Origin of the sequence: Paenibacillus sp. SN-8-1 (assembly GCF_050995535.1) — a bacterium.
GTDB lineage: Bacteria > Bacillota > Bacilli > Paenibacillales > Paenibacillaceae > Fontibacillus.
Map to the genome: position 1 here is coordinate 2,127,095 of NZ_CP194782.1, position 19,137 is coordinate 2,146,231.

The following is a 19,137-nucleotide window of genomic DNA, read 5'->3' on the forward strand; positions in this document are numbered from 1 at the left end:
TATATGTGGGGGGATAAGAGTGAAACACTGGATTTTTGCTGGAGTAAGTGATAAGCGGGAACTATTGTTGTATCTGAGTAAGATACTAACGGCAAATGGGCATAGAGTTCTGCTTGTCGATGCTACTGAACAATGTAAGTACAAATATTCAATTGGAGTGCATGAGGATGAGATGCCGCTAACTGAATTTTGTGGCATTGATATCGCTTCTGGTTACGCGAACGCACTTGAGTTATTTAATGATCTGGATAGAAATGGAGAATCGGAGCTGTCTTATGATTACATTATGTATGATCTGGAGAATCCAGGTTTTTGTGGGCAGGATATTTGGGCTGAAGCGGATGCCATTGTTTGGGTGACTAGCTTTGAGAGGTATGCCTTGGAAAAAAGCAAGGAGCAGTTCGAAAAGCTGCTTGAACAATATCCTGAGCTGCAAGGAATGAAAGTAAGAAGAGTATATGTTCAAAGTGTAGACAGCCGATTAAGTGAGCATTATATTCGCAGCTTTGTCAGCAGCCTGCCAATTGTGTGGCATGAGGATTTCATTGAGATGCCTTGGGATGAGACGAATGTGGCGGTTCGATTAGAAAGTGAGCATGCGCGGACAATCGGATTTAAGAGGGTAACCCGATCTTACAAAAAGGCTCTGAAAGAGCTGATTGAACAGCTAACCGAGTGGGATAGCCCCATTACTCGAAAAGCTCTTCGTTATGCTGAAAGGAGAAGAGCATGACTACAGTCGCTTTTTGGGACTATGGGCAGGTTGGAACATCGCAGATAGCGGTACCACTCGCTGTGATCACAAGTCTGGACTACCGAATCAGGACTCTGCTCACACAGACAGGCAAAAGAAGATCGGGAATCGACGAGCCATTCAAGGAGGATAAAAGATACTCTTCAGATTTAATAGCAAGGCCAAACGAACAAGGCATGGACTCCTTAATGCGTTTATCTAGCAGTGGAATTTTAAACAAAAAAAATATTTCAGATTACACGATGCCGCTTATACACGAGAGACTTGATATGGCTCCTGGTCCTGAGTTTGGTGAAGCTGGTCTTTTAAGATATCAAGAGTATCAGTTCAATCATCTGCTCCAGGTTGCTAATGAACGTTATGATCTAGTATTAATTGATTCTCCTGGAACTGGAGTCCTTAATGAAATGACAATGAAAGCCGGGGAAGTTATGGTGGTCCTTCTCAAGCAAAACACAAGGCTGCTTGAAACTTATTTCGAAGAGGCGAAGTATAATCCGCTGCTAGCGAACAAGCCTCATGTGCTCGTATTGCATCATTACGATGCAGACCAGCACTGTTCAATATCCAATATCAAGCGAAAGTATAGCTGCAAGGCCCCGATTATCGGGATTCCATACAATCGGGAATTTGCAGACGCTTGGAATTCTCGTGAAGTGATCGAATTTTTCAGGCGCAATTATATTTCTTCTCGGAGAAATGTGCCAGGTTCAAAGTATATCGAGCCTGTCAGACGATTAAGCCAAAAAGTACTGGAGCTGGCGGATATTCAGCAAATGCCTTCCTCAGGAAGGGGCGCTTAAATGGGTTCTGGTTTGAATGCGTTAGCTATTGGAGTTATAGGGTTATTTGCTATATTGTTCGTTGTTTTCAAAGTCTTTGTACCTAGCCGTATCCAAGGGGATGAGGGTCATCAAGAGGATCGATACACTTTGAATGCACTTATACATTTCATCAAACAAAGTCTTCACGAGCTTAGCCGGACTAGAGTCGATGACTGGAAATATGGAGAGGTAGAATACCGTAGAATTTTGAACCAAAGAGCTGAGCTGCGAAAAGCATTAAAGGGGTGCATCTCAGGAGATCTCGCAGATAAAGAGTATGTGAAGCTGTATATTGCGGACCTTCTTCAAACCTCTTATGGAATTGATTCTACAAATATTAATAAGATTATTCCCTTTGAAGAGATTGATTTATTGTCTATTCAGGATCGCTTTGATATCCTGCTGTACCTATACAAGTCAAGTCATGGAGAGCATGCCATCAGCACCCTTATTGAGAAATATGAACTGGATAGGGTTAGAACCTCATTTGATAGCGAGGAACAGGTATTTGAAATCACTGCAGAGGATATCGACCATGCCTTTCATCTGGAGAACAGACCTCTGTTGCTGCAAGAGAAACTGGACATTGTTGTTCAGAGGATTTATCAGCAGTATAAAGGATTCTCTGTGGCCGATGAACTTCGTGATCAAAGAATAGATGGAGTAAGCGGAGGGGTGAGCGGGGTTCCGGATCAAGATAACAGGAGAGTTCTCAAGCAGGACTTCGATGCACTTGAATACGGGATCGCACACCGTTCGGGTCATATCAACGTTCCTACGAATTATGAGAGTCTTTGGATCTTTTACAAAGGGAAGTCCATTCACCTTCCTTTTCTATCGTTCGGGAGTCAGAGTGAACTGAAGCGCGTATGTCAAAATATATACAAATACAATCTCCCTGGACAACTCTCTGAATCCAGCGGGTATAAGGTGAACGAAATGAAGGATGGTTCCAGGGTGGTCGTGGTAAGACCTCCATTCTCCGAGTCTTGGGCATTTTTTGTAAGAAAATTTGATGTCAAGTCTGCTGTGCTAGCTCAGTTAATCAAGGAAGAGAATGCTGAGCTTCCTATTGAGCTCCTTAAGTATTTAATGAGGGGAGGCAGGATCACCGCGATTACTGGAGCACAAGGCTCGGGGAAAACCACCCTGCTTATGGCCATGGTCAAACATATTTATGCTTCATATACGCTTCGGGTTCAGGAAATGTCCTTCGAGCTTCATCTAAGAAGTTTGTACAGCAACCGCAATATACTCAGCTTTAAGGAGACTGAATATATTAGCGGCCAAGCGGGACTCGATCTTCAGAAAAAGACAGATGGAGCGGTAAATATTCTGGGAGAAGTGGCTACAGACGAAGTGGCTACGTGGATGATTCAAATGGCACAGGTGGCCAGCTTGTTCACAATCTTCACTCATCATGCGAAGACATTTGATGACCTTATTCAGTCGTTGCGTAATTCACTGCTTAAATCCGGTATGTTCAGGGATGAGAGAATGGCAGAGAGGCAGGTTCTGAGTGTCATTAATTTCAATATTCATTTGCGTGCGGATCTAAATGGCAATCGCTATATAGAACGGATTACGGAATGTGTAAATGATAACAGTGACAAAGGAAGGAACATTGTTGAATATCAAAATGGACGTTATGTTGCATCACGATCTTTATCTGATCGGAGCATACAAGAGATGACAGAACAAATGACCAAGGAAGATGCCAAGAGCTTCCGGAGTTTTGTTAACACTTATTGGGGTGAACAAGTTGGAGCTTAAGCAGTGGTTGATGTTGGTCATCATGGTGTCAGGGGTCATCTTCGTCAGCCTGATGATCGCATTAAGGATAATACATAGAAATGAACGAAGCCATGATGGTTATCTTGCTTTTACTAAGCCAGCTGGTTCTCGAAATTGGAATAATCAGTTCAAAGTATGGATGCTGATCATTTATCACAACAGTATAAAGATTCCGGTATTACGCACATACATACTTAAGGTCCGCAAAAGAATAGCCGGTGTGAATATTCATAATGAATTTGATCTTCGTATACATACCATGTCAGTGGGGATGTGTATATTAGGGACCTTTGGATGCAGCATAACCCTTTTGTACTGCTTAAATCCGGATATCTTTTATTTATTGACCCTTATTCTTTCAGCGATCATACTAAACGGCCTGTTTCTGGATTCATATATTAATCGGTTGGAGAAGAGGCTGCTCCTTCACATGGTTGATTTCTATACTGAGGTCAGACATGCCTATCACCGTCACGGCATCGTTGAGGAAGCCTTATATGATTCAGCGGAAATTGCAGATGAAGAAGTTGCAAGACATGGATTCGCTATAGCAGACGCGCTTGTATCCGCACACCCCGACGAGGAACTCGATAAATATTATGAAACTTCACCCAATCGCTTTCTTAAGTCTTTTGCGGGAATCTCCTATTTAATTATGGAATATGGGGACAAGGTGAAGAAAGAGGGCTCAGTCTATTTAAAAGCTCTCAGCAGTCTAACTCAGGAAATCCATCTGGATATTTTACGTCGCAATAAGCTCGATTATTTATTAAGAGGACTGCACTTCATTGCTCTTTTTCCTGTCTTTTTCACTAAACCGATCGAGCTATGGGCAAGAAGAAGCTTTCCATTAATGGAGGATTACTATTTAGGGAAGTACGGGATGCTGACCAAGATCGTTATCTATGTCATCATCATACTTGCTTACGTTCTGCTACAGAAGTTAAGCGGTCTGGAAAATAGGGCAATAGAATTTGGTTCTAAGCGTACAGGCTGGGAACAGAAATTATATGAAATACCTAAGATAGGGGAGCTGCTTAAAGTATTCATCCCTGGGCCAGACTCCAAGGCCTATTTGAAGTTGACAGAGCTGCTACGGGATACCAACCATCCGCAAAAAGTCGAATGGTTGTATGTTCGGCGAATTGTTCTATTTCTCGGAGCTGTTCTTATCACACTGAGTACTTGCTTCATTCTGCATTCCAGTGAAAGGGCTCGTATTGTATCGGAGAGTCCGAGGGAATCCGTCATGTACGACTCGTTGTCACCCGAGAAAACGAAGGATTATGGAGAAATTGGCGCCAGGGATCGCAAGTGGATCAATAGGCTTGACAGTTCCGGTGCGCCAGTAAATTACGATCAGGTAGCACGAGTGGTGGCGACAGATACAGACAAAAGCCTTAGTACAGATCAAATTACAATAACGGTCAATCGGATTATGGATAAACTGAGCCGGCTGAATAATGAATATTTGAAATGGTGGGAAATTTTATTGTCTTTGGGAGTAGGGGGGCTTGGATATTATTTCCCTCTATGGATTCTCTATTTCCAGAGACGAGTCAGATCGATGGATATGAAGCATGAGGTATACCAGTTCCAGACCATGATTACAATTCTTCGGGAGCTTGAACGGATTTCGGTGGAGGAAATCCTGGAATGGATGCACGCTTACTCTGTACTCTTCAGAACACCCATCGAGAGATGCCTGCTACATTATGAGCACGGGGCAGAGGCTTCACTGCAATTATTGAAGGAAGAAGTGGCCCTTCCGGAGTTCACCAGATTGGTGGAGAAGCTGCTGCTAGCGGTGGAGAAGATCCCAATTACACAAGCTTTCGATGATCTGGAGAGTGAGATGGCTTTTCGGTTTGAGCAAAGACGGCTGGACTACGATAAGATGCTGGAGACCAAGGCCAGCCTTGGCCGGCTGATCGGCTTCACCCCTATGTATGCACTTATCTTTATGTATCTGGTTATACCGCTGATCTGGATGAGCTTCACACAGATGAGCCAATATTACGATCAAATCCAAAAAATCTAATACTGTTGGAGGTTCTTTATTCATGAATAATGCGTCTACAGCTCTTAAAGTTGCAGCAGGTATTTTCCTTACCATAGCTTTAATTACGATAGTGGTTATTTTATTTATCTCAGCCCAAGAGGCCACGAAGACAGCTCAGAATAACTTCTCAGATATTCAAACCGAGCTTGCCCAAGCCTCATTCACGGTGTATGACGATACTTCGATTAGCGGTTCACAGGTTGTCAATGCGATTAGGAAATATAATGGAAAAGATCAATTTGGAATTAAAGTTCTCACCGGGAAGAACCAAAGCGGCGTATGGTATGGCTCATCTTTGAACACAGCGGATGTTACTGACGGTGCCTATGGATCAGTTACGGGAAAAAGCACTACGGATGTCTCCAAATCGTGGGATGAAACAGACTCCAATTATGTGAACCCCAGCGGTAAGTTCAAAGCACAGGTTGTGAAAGACAGCTCCAATGTCGTTAGGGGTCTAATCTTTATACAAAGCACGGCCAGATAATGATGGAAAATACAAGGAAGCTGCTCTGGTTAGCGGCAGGTCTAGCTCTATGGATCACCGCATTGGTGTATACCTGGACAGGAGTCAGTTTGAGCAATCAAGCACTGGATCATGCTTCTGAGATTGGCGAATCGCAGAATCGAAGTGTCACTATGAGTAGTACAAATAAGGCCACAATTGAGACTTTTTCGGGAGCGCAGGTTCTCGTGTTCATGCAGGATCGTCATAAAGAACACGTTGATGTGGAATTTCTTGGCCGTTTGTATCCTGATCGGAATGAACCGGAAGAGGATTTTCCTGCAGACGAGGTCAGTTTGAACAGCACCTATGAAGTAAAGTATGACAGAGATGCTTCGGGTGAGCTTAAGCGAGTGTCATTCTATAAAATCAATTAAGGAGCCCGATCATGATTAACTCTCTGTCCAAAATATTAGCGGCATTACTTGCCGTGCTGCTTCTATATTTCGTACCTGCTGTGCAACATGCCAAGACCCAGGAAGATATAACCTTCCTTACTGCCTATCATGCGTTGACTGAATTTGTAGACTCTGTCAGAAATAAAGGTTATATCTCTCCGGTGATGTATGAAGATTTTCAGACAGAACTCGGGGAATCAGGTGGTCTCTTTAATGTTGAATTGGAGCATCAGCATAAGAAGTATCATCCTGAATACGCAGATCCTGCATCTGCTTCAACATTCTTGAATGAATATAGTGTTCAGTATGAAGGCCACCATACCGGCGAATTGGAAGAGGTGCTGTTTCCGGACAATTCAGAAGAGAAGGAAAGCAAGAAACGTAAATATTATTTGCAGATGGGTGATTATTTCACAGTAAGTATCCAGCGGAAGGATCAAAGTGCTTTGAGTGTATTGACAAGTATGCTGTACAATTCATCTTCCGTTCAGGAAGAGGGTCCACTTCATTATGGAGGCATGGTCTTGAATGAAGATTACTGATCTTGCTGTGTTGTTCATTCTTATTGTGGGACCTTTCTTATGGCTAAGTTCTGTCCATAGTCAGGATCGGCTTGAAGCGCAGCATCTAAGCAGCCGTTATACTGCTGCCCTTAGAACAGCTGTACAGGATGGTGGAACCCAGCTGAATGACAATGAGCTTCAGATGTATGAAGCGGGTTATGCATCGGCCAAGTATTTTCGCGCTAATCGGGATAAAGCGCTGGACACGATGCTTCATACCCTTTATCTGAATTTTGGAATAGGAGAAGATGCTTCAGCGCAGCGAGCATTTATGAACTATATTCCAGTCGTAGTAGTCCTGGATTATGATGGTTACTATATTTATCAATCGAGTGAGTATACCGGGGAGGATCGTGAACCTCTTACTGACTATAGATGGAGTCCAAAGAAGCCATTTGCATACGCAGACAAGCAAGGGAACGTTATTCATTTTACACTTGATCGTTATGTTACCGTCTTTGATGCTGCAGTCGGCAAGTGGATGAGCGGGCCATTGGAAGAGGTATCCCGGGACAGCAACGTGCCTCTGCTGCACCAGGAAGATTTGTATGAAGCAAAAAGACGTACCGTCATCGTGCAAGCCATTGAGCAAGACTTAGAGGGGACGATCAGCAGACACAATGTATACACTGTCAGATTAGGTATGAACTATCATTTCACACTGCCGAGCATATCTGGTGAAGATTGGAATAATACGGTGGATGATATTGGAATTATGGTGTTTCTGCAGGGGATTCCTGTGGGCGATAAGTACTACAATAATTATGCCTTGGGAGGAGGAAGGCTGATTAAGCGATCCGTAATCCAAGGCGGGATCGATCAAGTGACGGGAATTAAATATTATTACAGGGAATCGTGCAATCCGGGATATAAGCTTGAAGAGGTATTCACGAGTGAGCGGGAAGCAGCCGCCAAGGGGTATTTCGAGTCCAAAGTATGTCAAAAAGCTTATTGAAATCACGCTGGGCTGGCAGAGCGTTAAGATATTTACAAGATTTATTAAATTTTGCTCCAGTTATTTCGGGAATGCTCCTTCTTATGCTAAAATGAATTCTTGAATGTCTATTATGAATACTGAATTTATTAATTATATAAGATAGGAGCTTGTTCTTTTTTATGAGTTTATTAACAGTTGAGAACGTATCACATAACTTTGGAGATCGTACGTTATTTAAAAATGTCTCATTCCGCCTGCTGGCAGGAGAACGTGTAGGACTGGTGGGAGCTAATGGCGTTGGTAAGTCGACGCTTATGAATATTTTGACTGGCAAGCTGCTTAAAGACAGCGGGAAAGTGGAATGGACCCCGAAAGTGCGGTATGGCTATCTGGATCAGCACTCTATTCTTACCCCAGGCAAGACGGTTCGTGATATATTGAAGGATGCCTTTCTTCCACTTCTTGAACTTGAACAGGAAATGATGGAGATCACGAACAAGATGGGGGATGCCACTCCAGAGGAGCTTGAGGATCTGCTCAATCAAATGGGCGAAATTCAGGAGCAGCTAGACATTGGAGATTTCTACCTGATCGATGTTAAAGTCGAAGAAATGGCTAATGGACTTGGTCTATCCGCCATTGGACTTGACCGTGATGTCGCTGCTCTCAGCGGGGGACAGCGTACCAAGGTTCTTCTGGCCAAGCTGCTTCTGGAGAAGCCAAATGTGCTGCTGCTCGATGAGCCTACGAACTATCTGGACGTGGAGCATATTCAATGGTTAACCAATTATTTGCAGAACTATCCTTACGCTTTCATGTTGATCTCGCATGATACAGAATTTATGAACAAGGTAGTCAATGTGGTGTACCACCTTGAGTTCGCCAAGTTGACTAGATACACCGCTAACTACGAAAAGTTCCTTGATATGGCAGATATGAATAAAAACCAGCATATCGAGGCCTATGAGAAGCAGCAGGAATTTATCAAGAAGCAAGAGGATTTCATACAGCGGAATAAAGCGCGTTACTCTACTTCAGGCCGGGCAAAGAGCCGTGAGAAACAGCTCGAACGTATTGAGCGGATTGATCGTCCTGAAGAGGCTGCTAAGCCTACTTTTGGCTTTAAGGAAGCCCGCGCAAGTGGGAAGACCGTGTTTGAAGGAATCGACTTTGAGATTGGTTATACTCATGCACTGCTGCCTAAAATGTCCATGACGATCGAACGTGGAGACAAGATTGCTATTGTTGGTTGTAACGGGGTGGGTAAATCCACATTGCTCAAAACCATATTAGGCAAAATCCGTCCAATCAGTGGTAAAACATACCAAGGCGATTTCTTGTTCCCGGCGTATTTCGAACAAGAAGTTCGCGCAGAGAATATTACTCCGATCGATGATGTCTGGAATGAATTCTCACATCTGAATCAGCATGAGGTCCGTGCTCATTTGGCGCGCTGCGGATTGAAAAATGAACATATTACCCGTCCGCTTAAGGCGCTGAGCGGGGGAGAACAAGCCAAAGTACGTCTGTGTAAGCTGATGATGCGCGAGACCAATTACATTCTGTTCGACGAGCCTACGAACCACTTGGATGTAGTCGCGAAGGAAGAACTCAAACGTGCTCTTAAGGAGTTCAAGGGGACAGTTATTCTTGTATCCCACGAACCTGATTTCTATGAAGACTGGGTAACTAAAACTTGGGATGTAGAAGCTTGGTCCACGAAAAAGGCATAAATCAGGTAGCGTCCAGATAGCTTCAACTATATTGACCCTCAGCACATTTCTTAGAAAAGTGATCTGAGGGTTCTCTATATTTCCAAAACATGCTACAATTGCATTAACCTGAATAGTTACACACTAGGGGGGCCGATTCTGGCTGAGATGGAAGTTCCACGCTTCCGGACCCTTTGCACCTGATCTGGGTTATACCAGCGTAGGGAAGTGGTACTCGTGAATGACACAACCATAATTTAAGCCATGGGAAGCAAGTGATAAGCCCAGCTGAAATTTGGCCGTGATCAAAGCCTCCGCTTTGATATGAACGTGCGCCGCTCTCTATGAGAGCGGCTTTTTTGCATGTAATTTTACCACTTTACTACATATCGCCTGAAAGGAAGTTGGAGATTAATGAGCTCTTCTTATGAATTCCACGTCATCTCAAATGGAGAGCAGGATCAATCCAAGCTGGTATCGATTGTAGAAGCCATTCATCCCTACATAGACGCTTTTCATCTCAGAGAACGAAGCTGGAGCGCGAGAAAGTTATCTACTACTGTGAAACAGCTGCTTGAAATCGGAGTCCCAGCACATAAATTGTACATTAACGACCGGGTAGATATTGCCTTGGCCTATCTTCTGGGAGGAGTGCAGCTCGGTGCAGAAAGCCTTAGCCCGCTTCTAGCTAGAGCTGTCTGTGAAGATAAGCTCAGAGTTGGACGTTCGGTTCATACTTCCGAAGAGGTTTCGGCCGCTTATTCAGATAAAGCGGATTATTGCCTCTATGGACATGTGTATCCTACAAGCTCCAAAGCTGGACTGCCTGGGCGCGGGATCACTTCTCTTGCAGAAATTTGTGCTATATCCAGAATTCCGGTCATTGCAATAGGTGGGATCACAACGAATCGTGTGAAGGAGATTATTCAGGCAGGTGCATCAGGGATTGCGATCATGTCGGGAATTATGGATGCAGCAGATCCATCTTCAGCTGCGATAGAGTATCGGGGTGCTTTAGATCAGGCTGCGGCGAAAGCATCCGTGTAAGCAACACCCGAAATCACGAAGGAGAGTGAACACACTTGAGCAGACAGCGGGAAGTCGTTATTATTGGCGGCGGGGTTATCGGAAGTTCCCTTGGTTATCAGTTAGCGAAGCAAGGGAAGAAAGTAACAATAGTTGAACAATCGGACCTTGCTTCTGGGGCATCAGGAGCTGCAGCGGGAATGCTGGCAGCAGATTGTGAGCAATTCGAACATCCTGAGCTTCAGACTATGGCTAAAATGAGCAGAGATCTCTTCCCAGCATTGATCCATGAATTAAGGAAGATCAGCGGTATTGACGCCGGTCTGAATCAACAAGGGTTTTTGACTCCAGCTAGAGATAAGCAGGAAGCAGAGAACCTACAGGCTGAATTACTTGCAGCAGGTACAGGAGGAGAATGGTGGACCCCGGAGAAGCTGTCACAAGCTGAGCCTGCACTTACTGAGGGGCTAACAGGAGCCATTTACCGTTCTGATGAAATCCAGGTTATTCCCTCGAAGCTCACTGAGGCGTTCGCATATAGTGCGCAAGCCGAGGGAGCGGTATTGCTTCGTCAGACTGAGGCTACAAGTATACAAGTTCAAGATAAGCGGGTTCAGGGGGTCCAGACTTCAGGTGTATTCCTGCGTTGTGATCAAGTAGTGCTAGCCGGAGGGTGGAGAACAGAGCAGCTCTTGCAGCCACTGGGATTAACACTTCCTCTGGAGCCAGTAAAAGGCGAGATCGTTGAGGTGCGTACGAGGGTTCCTTTATTACAAGCTACCCTGTACGCAAAATCCATCTATATTGTGCCCAAACCTGGCAACAGGTTATGGATTGGAGCTACGAGCATTCCAGGTGACAGCTCAGAGGGAGTCTCCGCAGATAGTATTGTCAGATTGCTAAGTGAAGCTGCAAAATGGATTCCTGAAATTAGAAATGCTCAGTTTGAGAGAGCTTGGGCCGGGCATCGTCCTAAGTCACCAGACGGGCTACCCTATTTAGGAGGATTTCAAGAAATACAAGGACTATTTGCAGCAGCAGGCCATTATCGTAATGGTATTCTTCTGAGTGCTATGACAGCAAGGCTGCTTGCTAGCGAGATGGAGGGCACCACTACACCCGGGATTAATCTGGTTCCATTCAGACCAGATCGGTTCCAGCATCAGCTTGAAGGGGGACTTATTCGATGAAGCTTCGAATCAATGGACAGTTCATGGATCTGGATGAAGTGAAGATTCAAACCGTTGAAGACCTGCTTCTTAGTTTGGATTTGGGTGTTAAGACAGTAGTTGTCGAGAAGAATCAGGAGATTTTGCATAAGGAACAGCATGCGGCAACACCGATTGAAGATGGCGATACGATAGAGATAGTACATTTTGTGGGAGGCGGCTAAAAATATGTTAACAATTGGATCACATCAATTTCATTCACGTTTATTACTTGGGACGGGTAAATTCTCTGATTTGGACACACAAAGTCAAGCTGTTGAAGTGTCCGAAACTCAGATTCTCACGTTTGCCGTTCGAAGGTTGAATCTGTCGAACCCGAATCAGGAGAACTTCCTTGAGCGTCTTGATCTGAAGAGATATACTTTGCTGCCTAATACTGCGGGGGCTGTCAATGCAGAGGAAGCCGTTCGTATAGCCAGACTAGCGAAAGCCTCAGGACTTTGTGATATGATCAAGGTAGAGGTAATCGGTGATCCCCACACGCTTCTTCCTGATCCGCTCGAGACCTGGAGAGCTTGTGAAATTCTGCTTGAGGAAGGCTTTATAGTTCTCCCCTACATTTCCGATGATGTGATTCTGGCCAAGAGACTACAGAAGCTGGGCGTTCATGCTGTAATGCCAGGAGCTTCGCCAATAGGCACGGGCCGGGGAATCATCAATCCATTTAACTTGGAGCTCATTATTGAACAGGCCGAGGTTCCTGTCATCGTGGATGCCGGAATTGGCTCACCAAAGGATGCGGCTTTCGCCATGGAGCTTGGGGCAGATGGGGTGCTCTTGAATTCAGCCGTATCGGGAGCAAATGATCCTATAAAAATGGCTGAAGCTATGAAGCTTGCAGTCCAGGCCGGGCGCTTGGGATATGAAGCAGGAAGGATACCGGTGAAACGTTATGCTGCGGCAAGCAGTCCGCAGGAAGGGATGATCACGAAATGAATGATGGAGGACTCGGTACTTCTGAACCAACCTTAGAAGATTCCGAGAAACATCAAGGCAAGGTAGACCGTTATTCTAGACAGGAGCGATTCACTCCTATTGGCCAAGAAGGCCAGAATAAGCTGGCAAGCAGCAGTATTCTGATTATTGGTGCAGGTGCACTGGGAACAGGTATAGCTGAGACGTTGGTACGGGCCGGAGTGGGGCATGTTCGTATTGCTGACCGAGATTACGTTGAGTGGAGCAACCTGCAGCGTCAGCAGCTTTTCTCAGAGCCAGATGCCCGGGATCGATTACCAAAGGCAGTTGCAGCCCGCAGACGCCTAGAGGAGATTAATTCAAGCGTAGCGATTGATGCTCACGTTATGGATGTAACCCTGCAGGAAATTGAGGATTTGCTTCCGGGTATACAGCTGATCTTAGACGCAACAGACAACTTTGATACAAGATTGCTGATTAATGATATCGCCCAAAAGCATAGTATTCCCTGGATCTATGGCGGCTGCGTTGGCAGCTATGGTATTACATATACTATTCTCCCTGGGGAGACACCTTGTCTGAATTGTCTGCTAGGGAGCATACCACTTGGCGGAGATACCTGCGATACGGCAGGCATTATCCCGCCGGCAGTACAGACCGTGGTAGCACATCAGACCACAGAAGCGCTAAAGCTGCTGACAGGAAATAAACAGGCTTTGAGAGGAACCTTACTCTCCTTTGATTTGTGGCGTAACGAGCAAGCATCCATTAAGGTCGGAGGAGCGATCAAGCATGATTGCCTTTCTTGCGGACCAAACAGGACTTATCCGTTTCTGTCGGCGGCTAATCTGCAAAAAACTGAAGTTTTATGCGGCCGGGATACGGTTCAGATTCGTCCCTCTGCCCGAAGGGAAGTCAATCTTGCCCAAGTTGCTTCATCGTTTAGAGAGCTGAATGAAGGGCCGGTTGAGAGCAATCCTTTTTTGGTGTCCATTACGCTTCAAGATAAGAGGATGGTCATCTTCAAGGATGGGCGAGCCTTGATTCACGGAACTAAGGATACTGCTGAAGCCAAACGAATCTATCACCGTTATTTCGGTTAAGACTTGAGTGCACTTTTGAATTATCAACCATATCCATATTGCCATTTTGGCAGTATGGATTTTTTTTATTGTGAGACAATAAGCTCTACACCTGGTCTGATCGGAAGGAGGTCGAAGCCTGTTCCTAACAGAACGATATTAATTGTGGGTGATCTGGATGGCGCAGAAGAAGTACTGACGAAGGGGCTTACCCAGGAAGGGTTTAGCATTGATAAGATAGAAAGTACGGCGGCTGCTCAACGGATTATACTAAATGAGGCTCCATTCCTTCTGATGATAAGCACGATGCTCAGAAATATGGGAGTACTTGAATTCCTAAGGGCGCTGAAAAACGCCTCGCCTGTTATTTACTTCCCTGTTATTGTCCTGACCTCTAATCCATCTACCACGGAGCTTGTTCAGGTCTTTGAGGAAGGTGCTCATGAATATGTAGGTTTATTTCGGCCAATAGAGGAGCTAGTGGCCCGAATTCATAAGCTGGTCGACTTGTTCTATGGAGCGAGATCCGGTGCCGGGACCTTATTATCATTTGCCGATGTTCAAGTGCAGCTAAAAAGCCGAAAGGTATACCGGGGAGAACAACTGATTAAGCTTACGCCCAAGGAATATGATCTACTGTGTTTTATGCTTCGCCGGGTGAATCACGTGTGCAGTCGTGAGGAACTGCTTCAGGAGGTGTGGGGTTATGACTTTCGGGTAGATACGAATGTGGTTGATGTCTATATTCGCCATTTGAGAAGCAAGCTAGATCGTGGTCATCCCCGTAAAATAATTCATACCGTCAGAGGCACGGGATATATTATTAATTAAAAAGCCGATGTCTGTTGACATCGGCTTAATCGTATATCTGAAATTAGATTACACGGCGGGCTTTCAGGTAAGTTCTGTCCCAGTTCCCTTTGTTCAGGTTGGAGATGGTAACGCCAGGTTTACCGTAAGTGTGAAGAAGCTTGCCTCCGCCTATATATATGGCAACGTGAGTTACGTTTCTTCCGTTAGCACGGCTGCCGCTTGAGAAGAAGACCAAATCTCCGACTTTCAGGTTCGAACGAGATACGAATTTACCTACCTTGGATTGCTCAGCTGACGTACGAGGCAAATTAACGCCTACAGACTTAAATACATATTTCGTAAAAGTAGAGCAGTCAAAGTTACGTGTTGTATTGGTAGAGGCCCCAAATTTATATGGAACACCCATGAATTTTTTACCTAGGTTAATCACCTTTTGTGCTTTCGAAGTTGCTGTAGCTTGAGCTGTAACAGATGAGGATGCTGCATTCACTGCAGAAGCCCCTGCGGCAAAGAATCCTGAGAATGTGATTGTCGCACACACCCCTAGAGTCAATACTTTTTGGAATAATCTATTATGGTTTCTCATGTTGTACCTCCAAATTTCTTTTTTCTTGTTGGGCATGGCTCTACTATATCAGGTTATTTACCTACTAGATTCTGGATAGGTGCAGCCAAACTCAGGCCTGTCAGTCATTCAAGCGTGATTATTAAAATATCATTAAAGTTACAAAAAGTTTAACTATAATAGCGCATACATGTGAAAAACAGAAGAAACCCTTGATAAATCAAAGGTTTCAAGTGTTACTGATTTTGAATCAGTTTCAATCATTATGACAAAATTGTTACCTCAATTGCGCTCAATCCTTGCTTTGAATCACTAGCAGCAACCCGCTTTCAATTTGGATGCTTCCTTCAGAACCTGTAAGCCTGTTGCTAATCCCCAATGACTGTCCCATTTGGATTGTTGCATCCTGCAAAGGATACATAAATCCCTTTAGCGTAATACCAGTTACTTCAGGCGTCAAAGGGAGAAGGGAGACGTAGGTGAATCCGCGATCCTGTACCTTCAAAGAGGAACCGGTAAGTGAGATATAATTATGTTCATCTAGAATGGAGCTTAACACTTTATGCTGAAGCCCTCTTAGCATCATCTGAATGTTGGCGAGGGAATGATCCAATCTTGAACCTACCGCACCAATCATAACAACCTCCTCAGGCTGCTGATCGAGGGCCATGTCAAAAGCAAGCTCGGTATCCGTAAGGTTCTTGTCAATGGGGTCACATGTGATCATCTCATGGCTGGACCGCTTGATCCGTTCAAGCTCATCCTTGGTTACTGAATCAAAATCACCCACGGAGAGATCAGGCTGGACGCCATTATCAACTAGAAATAGGGCACCTTTATCTGCCCCTATAACGAAATCGCCTTCTTTGATTTCATGGATGCTTTCTTTCTTAATACTACCGCCAGTAAAAATCAAAATCCGTTTTGGAGGCATTGCTTTCTTCCTTTCTTCCTTTGACATGACTTCTTTAATCAGTATAGGACAACTTTATGTCTTGCACAATTTTGGATGTCAAGGCTAAAATATAAAAGTCGTGCAATAAGCTGAGAGGATAGGGACTGTAAAGAGATGCATATATTTGAAATTTTTAGCATTATAGGCACAATTGCCTTCGCTATGTCCGGAGCTTTTGTAGCCATGGAAGAAGAGTATGATATCTTGGGTGTATTGGTGCTTGGGGTGGTGACTGCTTTCGGCGGAGGGATTATCCGGAATGTGCTCATTGGTGTACCGGTGACAACACTCTGGACCCAGGGGGACTTGATTATTCTTGCGAATCTGTCTGTACTGGTTGCCTTTGTGCTTCCACTTAAATGGATTCAACATTGGAAGAAGACAGAGGCACTGTTCGATGCAATTGGCCTGTCGGCATTTGCCATACAGGGCGCCTTATATGCTACAAATATGAAGCATCCGCTTAGCGCTGTGGTCGTAGCGGCAGTTCTTACCGGAATAGGCGGCGGGATTATTCGTGATTTGTTAGCAGGTCGCAAGCCGCTTGTCCTTCGAGAGGAAATCTACGCGGTATGGGCGATGGTTGCAGGTATAGCTGTCGGACTTGGCATGGCCAAAAACAATTGGGAACTGATCTTTTTATTTGCGATCGTAGTTATCTTCCGTATGCTCTCTGTGCTCTATAAATGGAAGCTGCCAAGACGTTCACTCAAAGAAAATCTTCCGAATTCTCAATATTTGGATTCATAATACTAATTTTGAGTTAATTCCAATATAGCAGTAGCACAAAAGCGCCGGATCGATAATGTATCGAACCCGGCGTTTTTGATTAAATAAGGATTATTTCAGGAAATATCTCAACGCGTCAGGCAGCTCCTTTTGCCAGAAGCCCCATAGGTGCTTGCCTTCCTTCTCGAGATAATGAACCTTTGCTCCTCGCGCTTCCAACAGCGCCTTGGTGTTCCGGTTAAGCTCTACGAAATCGTAAATACCTGTATCGGTCTGGTAGTCACGTTCTTGGAGACCGACAATCATGTATAAGGATAGTCCTGATAAGTCAGTCTCCTGAGCAACAAATTCCTGGGTGGGGATATAGAATGCCCCGGACAAACTGATTATTTTGGAAAACAGCTCCGGGTTTTTCATAGCTAAGTGGAGCGACACTGTACCGCCCAAAGAATCCCCGGCTAGAATACGTTCGCTGCGTTCTTTTCTTACCGGATAATTCTGTTCTACAAAGGGAATGATCTCTTGTGTGAAACAGGATGTATAGGCCTCGAAACGATGCCCAAATGGAGCATATTCAGCCGTACGAACCTTGGTGTCTACCTCAACCCCTACGACAATGAAAGGGTCGATGTCCTCATCAAGAATTAGCTGATTAGCGAGGGTTGCAATACGTCCATAATTGAAGAATTCCTCCCCGTCTTGGCAGTAAATCACAGGGTAACTCAAAACTTCATTATAGCCGGGAGGCAGGTAGATCCGGAGATTTCGCTTCTCGTTCAGGATCTTGCTGTCAATGACTTCTTTCACTATGGTTCGTTTTAAATAACGCGAATCTGTCATGCTTTTGTTCACGCTCCGCCTGTTAGTTTTTTTGCTTTTGAAAGGGCAATCAGGTAAGATTACCGTTGAAGACATGCCCTGGGAAAATTGGGTTCAACCCTAAAGTGTTATACTATTATCGTTCCCCTGTTATACATACAAAGAACAGTACGGAACACATTTTAAAGTATATCCTTTGACTTAATCGGTGAAACAGATGTATAATAATTCTATAACAGTGGAACATGATATTCAAATTTTTTGTCGAGGTGAAGATAATGAGCAAGGTTCCTTATGAAGTATATACGGAGGAAGTTGACACGCTGTCCGTGCTCTCGCCGGAAGGTGAAATCGTAAACAAAGATAAACTTCCTGATTTGACCGATGATCAGCTGAAAGAAATTATGTATCGCATGGTATTTACACGCACTTGGGATGATCGTGCTGTGAACTTGGGCCGCCAAGGACGTCTTGGTTTCTATGCACCGGTATCCGGTCAGGAAGCTACTATGGTCGGCAGTGAGTTCGCGCTCGAGAAAGAAGACTTTGTATGTCCTGGTTACCGTGATATGCCGCAAATCGTATGGCACGGCCTTCCTTTGTATCAAGCGTTCCTGTACTCCCGTGGACACCAGCATGGTGGAGAAATTCCACAAGGTGTTAATGTACTTATGCCGCAAATCATCATTGGTGCGCAAATCTTGCATGCAATGGGTATTGCGATGGGTTACAAACTCAGAAAGCAAAAGCAAGTTGTTATTACTTATACAGGTGACGGCGGTTCTTCCGAAGGCGACTTCTACGAAGGACTTAACTATGCCGGTGTATACAAACTGCCGGTTATTTTCTTTGTGCAAAATAATGGTTATGCAATCACAACTCCTTTCTCCAAACAAACCGCTGCATTGTCCATTGCCCACAAAGCGGTTGCTGCAGGGATCAAAGGTGTTAAAGTTGACGGAATGGACGTTCTCGCTGTTATCAAAGCGGTACAAGAAGCTGCTGAGCGCGGCCGTAATGGTGAAGGTGCTACACTGATCGAAGCCGTTACTTACCGTTTCCGTCCACACTCCTTGTCTGACGATGCTTCCAAATATCGTACGAAGGAAGAGGAAGGCGAGTGGAACTTGAAAGATCCAATTGCCCGTCTTGCTAAATATTTGGAGAAGAAGGGTCTTTGGACTGAGGAAGACACGGCTCGCGTGAAAGAAGAAGCGAAAGCAAAAGTGAACGAGCAAATCAAGAAAGCGGAACAAACCGAGAAGATGACTGTTGCCGGCTTGATTGACAGCATGTTCGAAACAACACCGAAGCATCTGGAAGAGCAAAAAGCAGACTTCCAATAATATAGAACCCTAAGACTCCCCAGAGTAAGATTGTGATCGGACGGGGGAGTTCTTGCAGTGCCGGTTGTACCGGCTGTTACAAAGCGTATTCATATGATTTCAGGAATCA

20 protein-coding genes and 1 riboswitch are annotated in these 19,137 nt (G+C 44.7%); of the genes, 17 read left to right on the plus strand and 3 right to left on the minus strand.

Annotated features, from left to right (window positions below):
- Positions 1 to 19: 19 nt before the first annotated feature.
- From ACRRNK_RS10050 to ACRRNK_RS10120, 15 genes are all read left to right on the plus strand, one after another.
- A complete protein-coding gene (locus ACRRNK_RS10050; RefSeq protein WP_433946591.1) occupies positions 20 to 733 on the plus strand; it encodes a hypothetical protein in 714 nt (237 codons plus the stop codon).
- The gene (locus tag ACRRNK_RS10055; RefSeq protein WP_433946592.1) at positions 730 to 1,557 is read left to right on the plus strand and encodes a hypothetical protein; all 828 of its coding nucleotides are present in this window, start codon (positions 730 to 732) and stop codon (positions 1,555 to 1,557) included. The genes ACRRNK_RS10050 and ACRRNK_RS10055 overlap by 4 nt, the downstream gene beginning before the upstream one ends.
- Entirely contained in the window at positions 1,558 to 3,351 is a 1,794-nt protein-coding gene (locus ACRRNK_RS10060; protein WP_433946593.1) for an ATPase, T2SS/T4P/T4SS family, read from the plus strand.
- On the plus strand, positions 3,332 to 5,413 hold the full coding sequence (locus tag ACRRNK_RS10065; protein ID WP_433946594.1) for a hypothetical protein: 2,082 nt from the start codon (positions 3,332 to 3,334) through the stop codon (positions 5,411 to 5,413). Before ACRRNK_RS10060 ends, ACRRNK_RS10065 begins: the two co-directional genes overlap by 20 nt.
- Before the next feature lie 22 nt (positions 5,414 to 5,435).
- The gene (locus tag ACRRNK_RS10070; RefSeq protein WP_433946595.1) at positions 5,436 to 5,921 is read left to right on the plus strand and encodes an ABC transporter permease; all 486 of its coding nucleotides are present in this window, start codon (positions 5,436 to 5,438) and stop codon (positions 5,919 to 5,921) included.
- Positions 5,921 to 6,316 (plus strand): hypothetical protein, encoded by a 396-nt coding sequence (locus ACRRNK_RS10075; protein WP_433946596.1) that lies wholly within the window; start codon positions 5,921 to 5,923, stop codon positions 6,314 to 6,316. The genes ACRRNK_RS10070 and ACRRNK_RS10075 overlap by 1 nt, the downstream gene beginning before the upstream one ends.
- Positions 6,317 to 6,327: 11 nt before the next feature.
- Positions 6,328 to 6,879 (plus strand): hypothetical protein, encoded by a 552-nt coding sequence (locus ACRRNK_RS10080; RefSeq protein ID WP_433946597.1) that lies wholly within the window; start codon positions 6,328 to 6,330, stop codon positions 6,877 to 6,879.
- Positions 6,866 to 7,855, plus strand: coding sequence for a hypothetical protein (locus ACRRNK_RS10085; RefSeq protein ID WP_433946598.1), 990 nt, complete (start codon positions 6,866 to 6,868; stop codon positions 7,853 to 7,855). The genes ACRRNK_RS10080 and ACRRNK_RS10085 overlap by 14 nt, the downstream gene beginning before the upstream one ends.
- Positions 7,856 to 8,016: 161 nt before the next feature.
- The gene (locus ACRRNK_RS10090; protein ID WP_433946599.1) at positions 8,017 to 9,570 is read left to right on the plus strand and encodes an ABC-F family ATP-binding cassette domain-containing protein; all 1,554 of its coding nucleotides are present in this window, start codon (positions 8,017 to 8,019) and stop codon (positions 9,568 to 9,570) included.
- A 115-nt stretch (positions 9,571 to 9,685) separates the two neighbouring features.
- Positions 9,686 to 9,793, plus strand: a riboswitch (TPP riboswitch).
- A gap of 170 nt (positions 9,794 to 9,963) precedes the next feature.
- Complete coding sequence (locus ACRRNK_RS10095; RefSeq protein WP_433946600.1) at positions 9,964 to 10,596, plus strand: thiamine phosphate synthase; 633 nt, start codon at positions 9,964 to 9,966, stop codon at positions 10,594 to 10,596.
- Positions 10,597 to 10,631: 35 nt separating this feature from the next.
- Entirely contained in the window at positions 10,632 to 11,765 is a 1,134-nt protein-coding gene (gene thiO / locus ACRRNK_RS10100) for a glycine oxidase ThiO (protein WP_433946601.1), read from the plus strand.
- Positions 11,762 to 11,968 carry a sulfur carrier protein ThiS gene (thiS, locus tag ACRRNK_RS10105; protein ID WP_433946602.1) on the plus strand — a complete coding sequence of 69 codons (207 nt, stop codon included), beginning with the start codon at positions 11,762 to 11,764 and terminating at the stop codon, positions 11,966 to 11,968. Before thiO ends, thiS begins: the two co-directional genes overlap by 4 nt.
- 4 nt (positions 11,969 to 11,972) lie before the next feature.
- Positions 11,973 to 12,740, plus strand: a complete 768-nt coding sequence (locus ACRRNK_RS10110) for a thiazole synthase (RefSeq protein WP_433946603.1) — start codon at positions 11,973 to 11,975, stop codon at positions 12,738 to 12,740.
- On the plus strand, positions 12,737 to 13,822 hold the full coding sequence (locus tag ACRRNK_RS10115; RefSeq protein ID WP_433946604.1) for a thiazole biosynthesis adenylyltransferase ThiF: 1,086 nt from the start codon (positions 12,737 to 12,739) through the stop codon (positions 13,820 to 13,822). Before ACRRNK_RS10110 ends, ACRRNK_RS10115 begins: the two co-directional genes overlap by 4 nt.
- A 54-nt stretch (positions 13,823 to 13,876) precedes the next feature.
- The gene (locus tag ACRRNK_RS10120; protein WP_433946605.1) at positions 13,877 to 14,632 is read left to right on the plus strand and encodes a response regulator transcription factor; all 756 of its coding nucleotides are present in this window, start codon (positions 13,877 to 13,879) and stop codon (positions 14,630 to 14,632) included.
- A 43-nt stretch (positions 14,633 to 14,675) separates the two neighbouring features.
- Here ACRRNK_RS10120 and ACRRNK_RS10125 read toward each other — a convergent pair whose 3' ends face one another.
- Positions 14,676 to 15,200 carry a C40 family peptidase gene (locus tag ACRRNK_RS10125; protein WP_433946606.1) on the minus strand — a complete coding sequence of 175 codons (525 nt, stop codon included), beginning with the start codon at positions 15,198 to 15,200 and terminating at the stop codon, positions 14,676 to 14,678.
- Between the two features lie 271 nt (positions 15,201 to 15,471).
- Positions 15,472 to 16,113: a thiamine diphosphokinase gene (locus ACRRNK_RS10130; RefSeq protein ID WP_433946607.1), complete on the minus strand. Its 642-nt coding sequence runs from the start codon at positions 16,111 to 16,113 to the stop codon at positions 15,472 to 15,474.
- 135 nt (positions 16,114 to 16,248) lie between these two features.
- Here ACRRNK_RS10130 and ACRRNK_RS10135 point away from each other — a divergent pair, with 135 nt between their 5' ends.
- Positions 16,249 to 16,884, plus strand: coding sequence for a trimeric intracellular cation channel family protein (locus ACRRNK_RS10135; protein ID WP_433946608.1), 636 nt, complete (start codon positions 16,249 to 16,251; stop codon positions 16,882 to 16,884).
- A gap of 90 nt (positions 16,885 to 16,974) precedes the next feature.
- Here ACRRNK_RS10135 and ACRRNK_RS10140 read toward each other — a convergent pair whose 3' ends face one another.
- Positions 16,975 to 17,703 (minus strand): alpha/beta hydrolase, encoded by a 729-nt coding sequence (locus ACRRNK_RS10140; RefSeq protein WP_433946609.1) that lies wholly within the window; start codon positions 17,701 to 17,703, stop codon positions 16,975 to 16,977.
- A 257-nt stretch (positions 17,704 to 17,960) separates the two neighbouring features.
- Here ACRRNK_RS10140 and pdhA point away from each other — a divergent pair, with 257 nt between their 5' ends.
- Entirely contained in the window at positions 17,961 to 19,028 is a 1,068-nt protein-coding gene (pdhA, locus tag ACRRNK_RS10145; protein ID WP_433946610.1) for a pyruvate dehydrogenase (acetyl-transferring) E1 component subunit alpha, read from the plus strand.
- Positions 19,029 to 19,137: the final 109 nt, after the last annotated feature.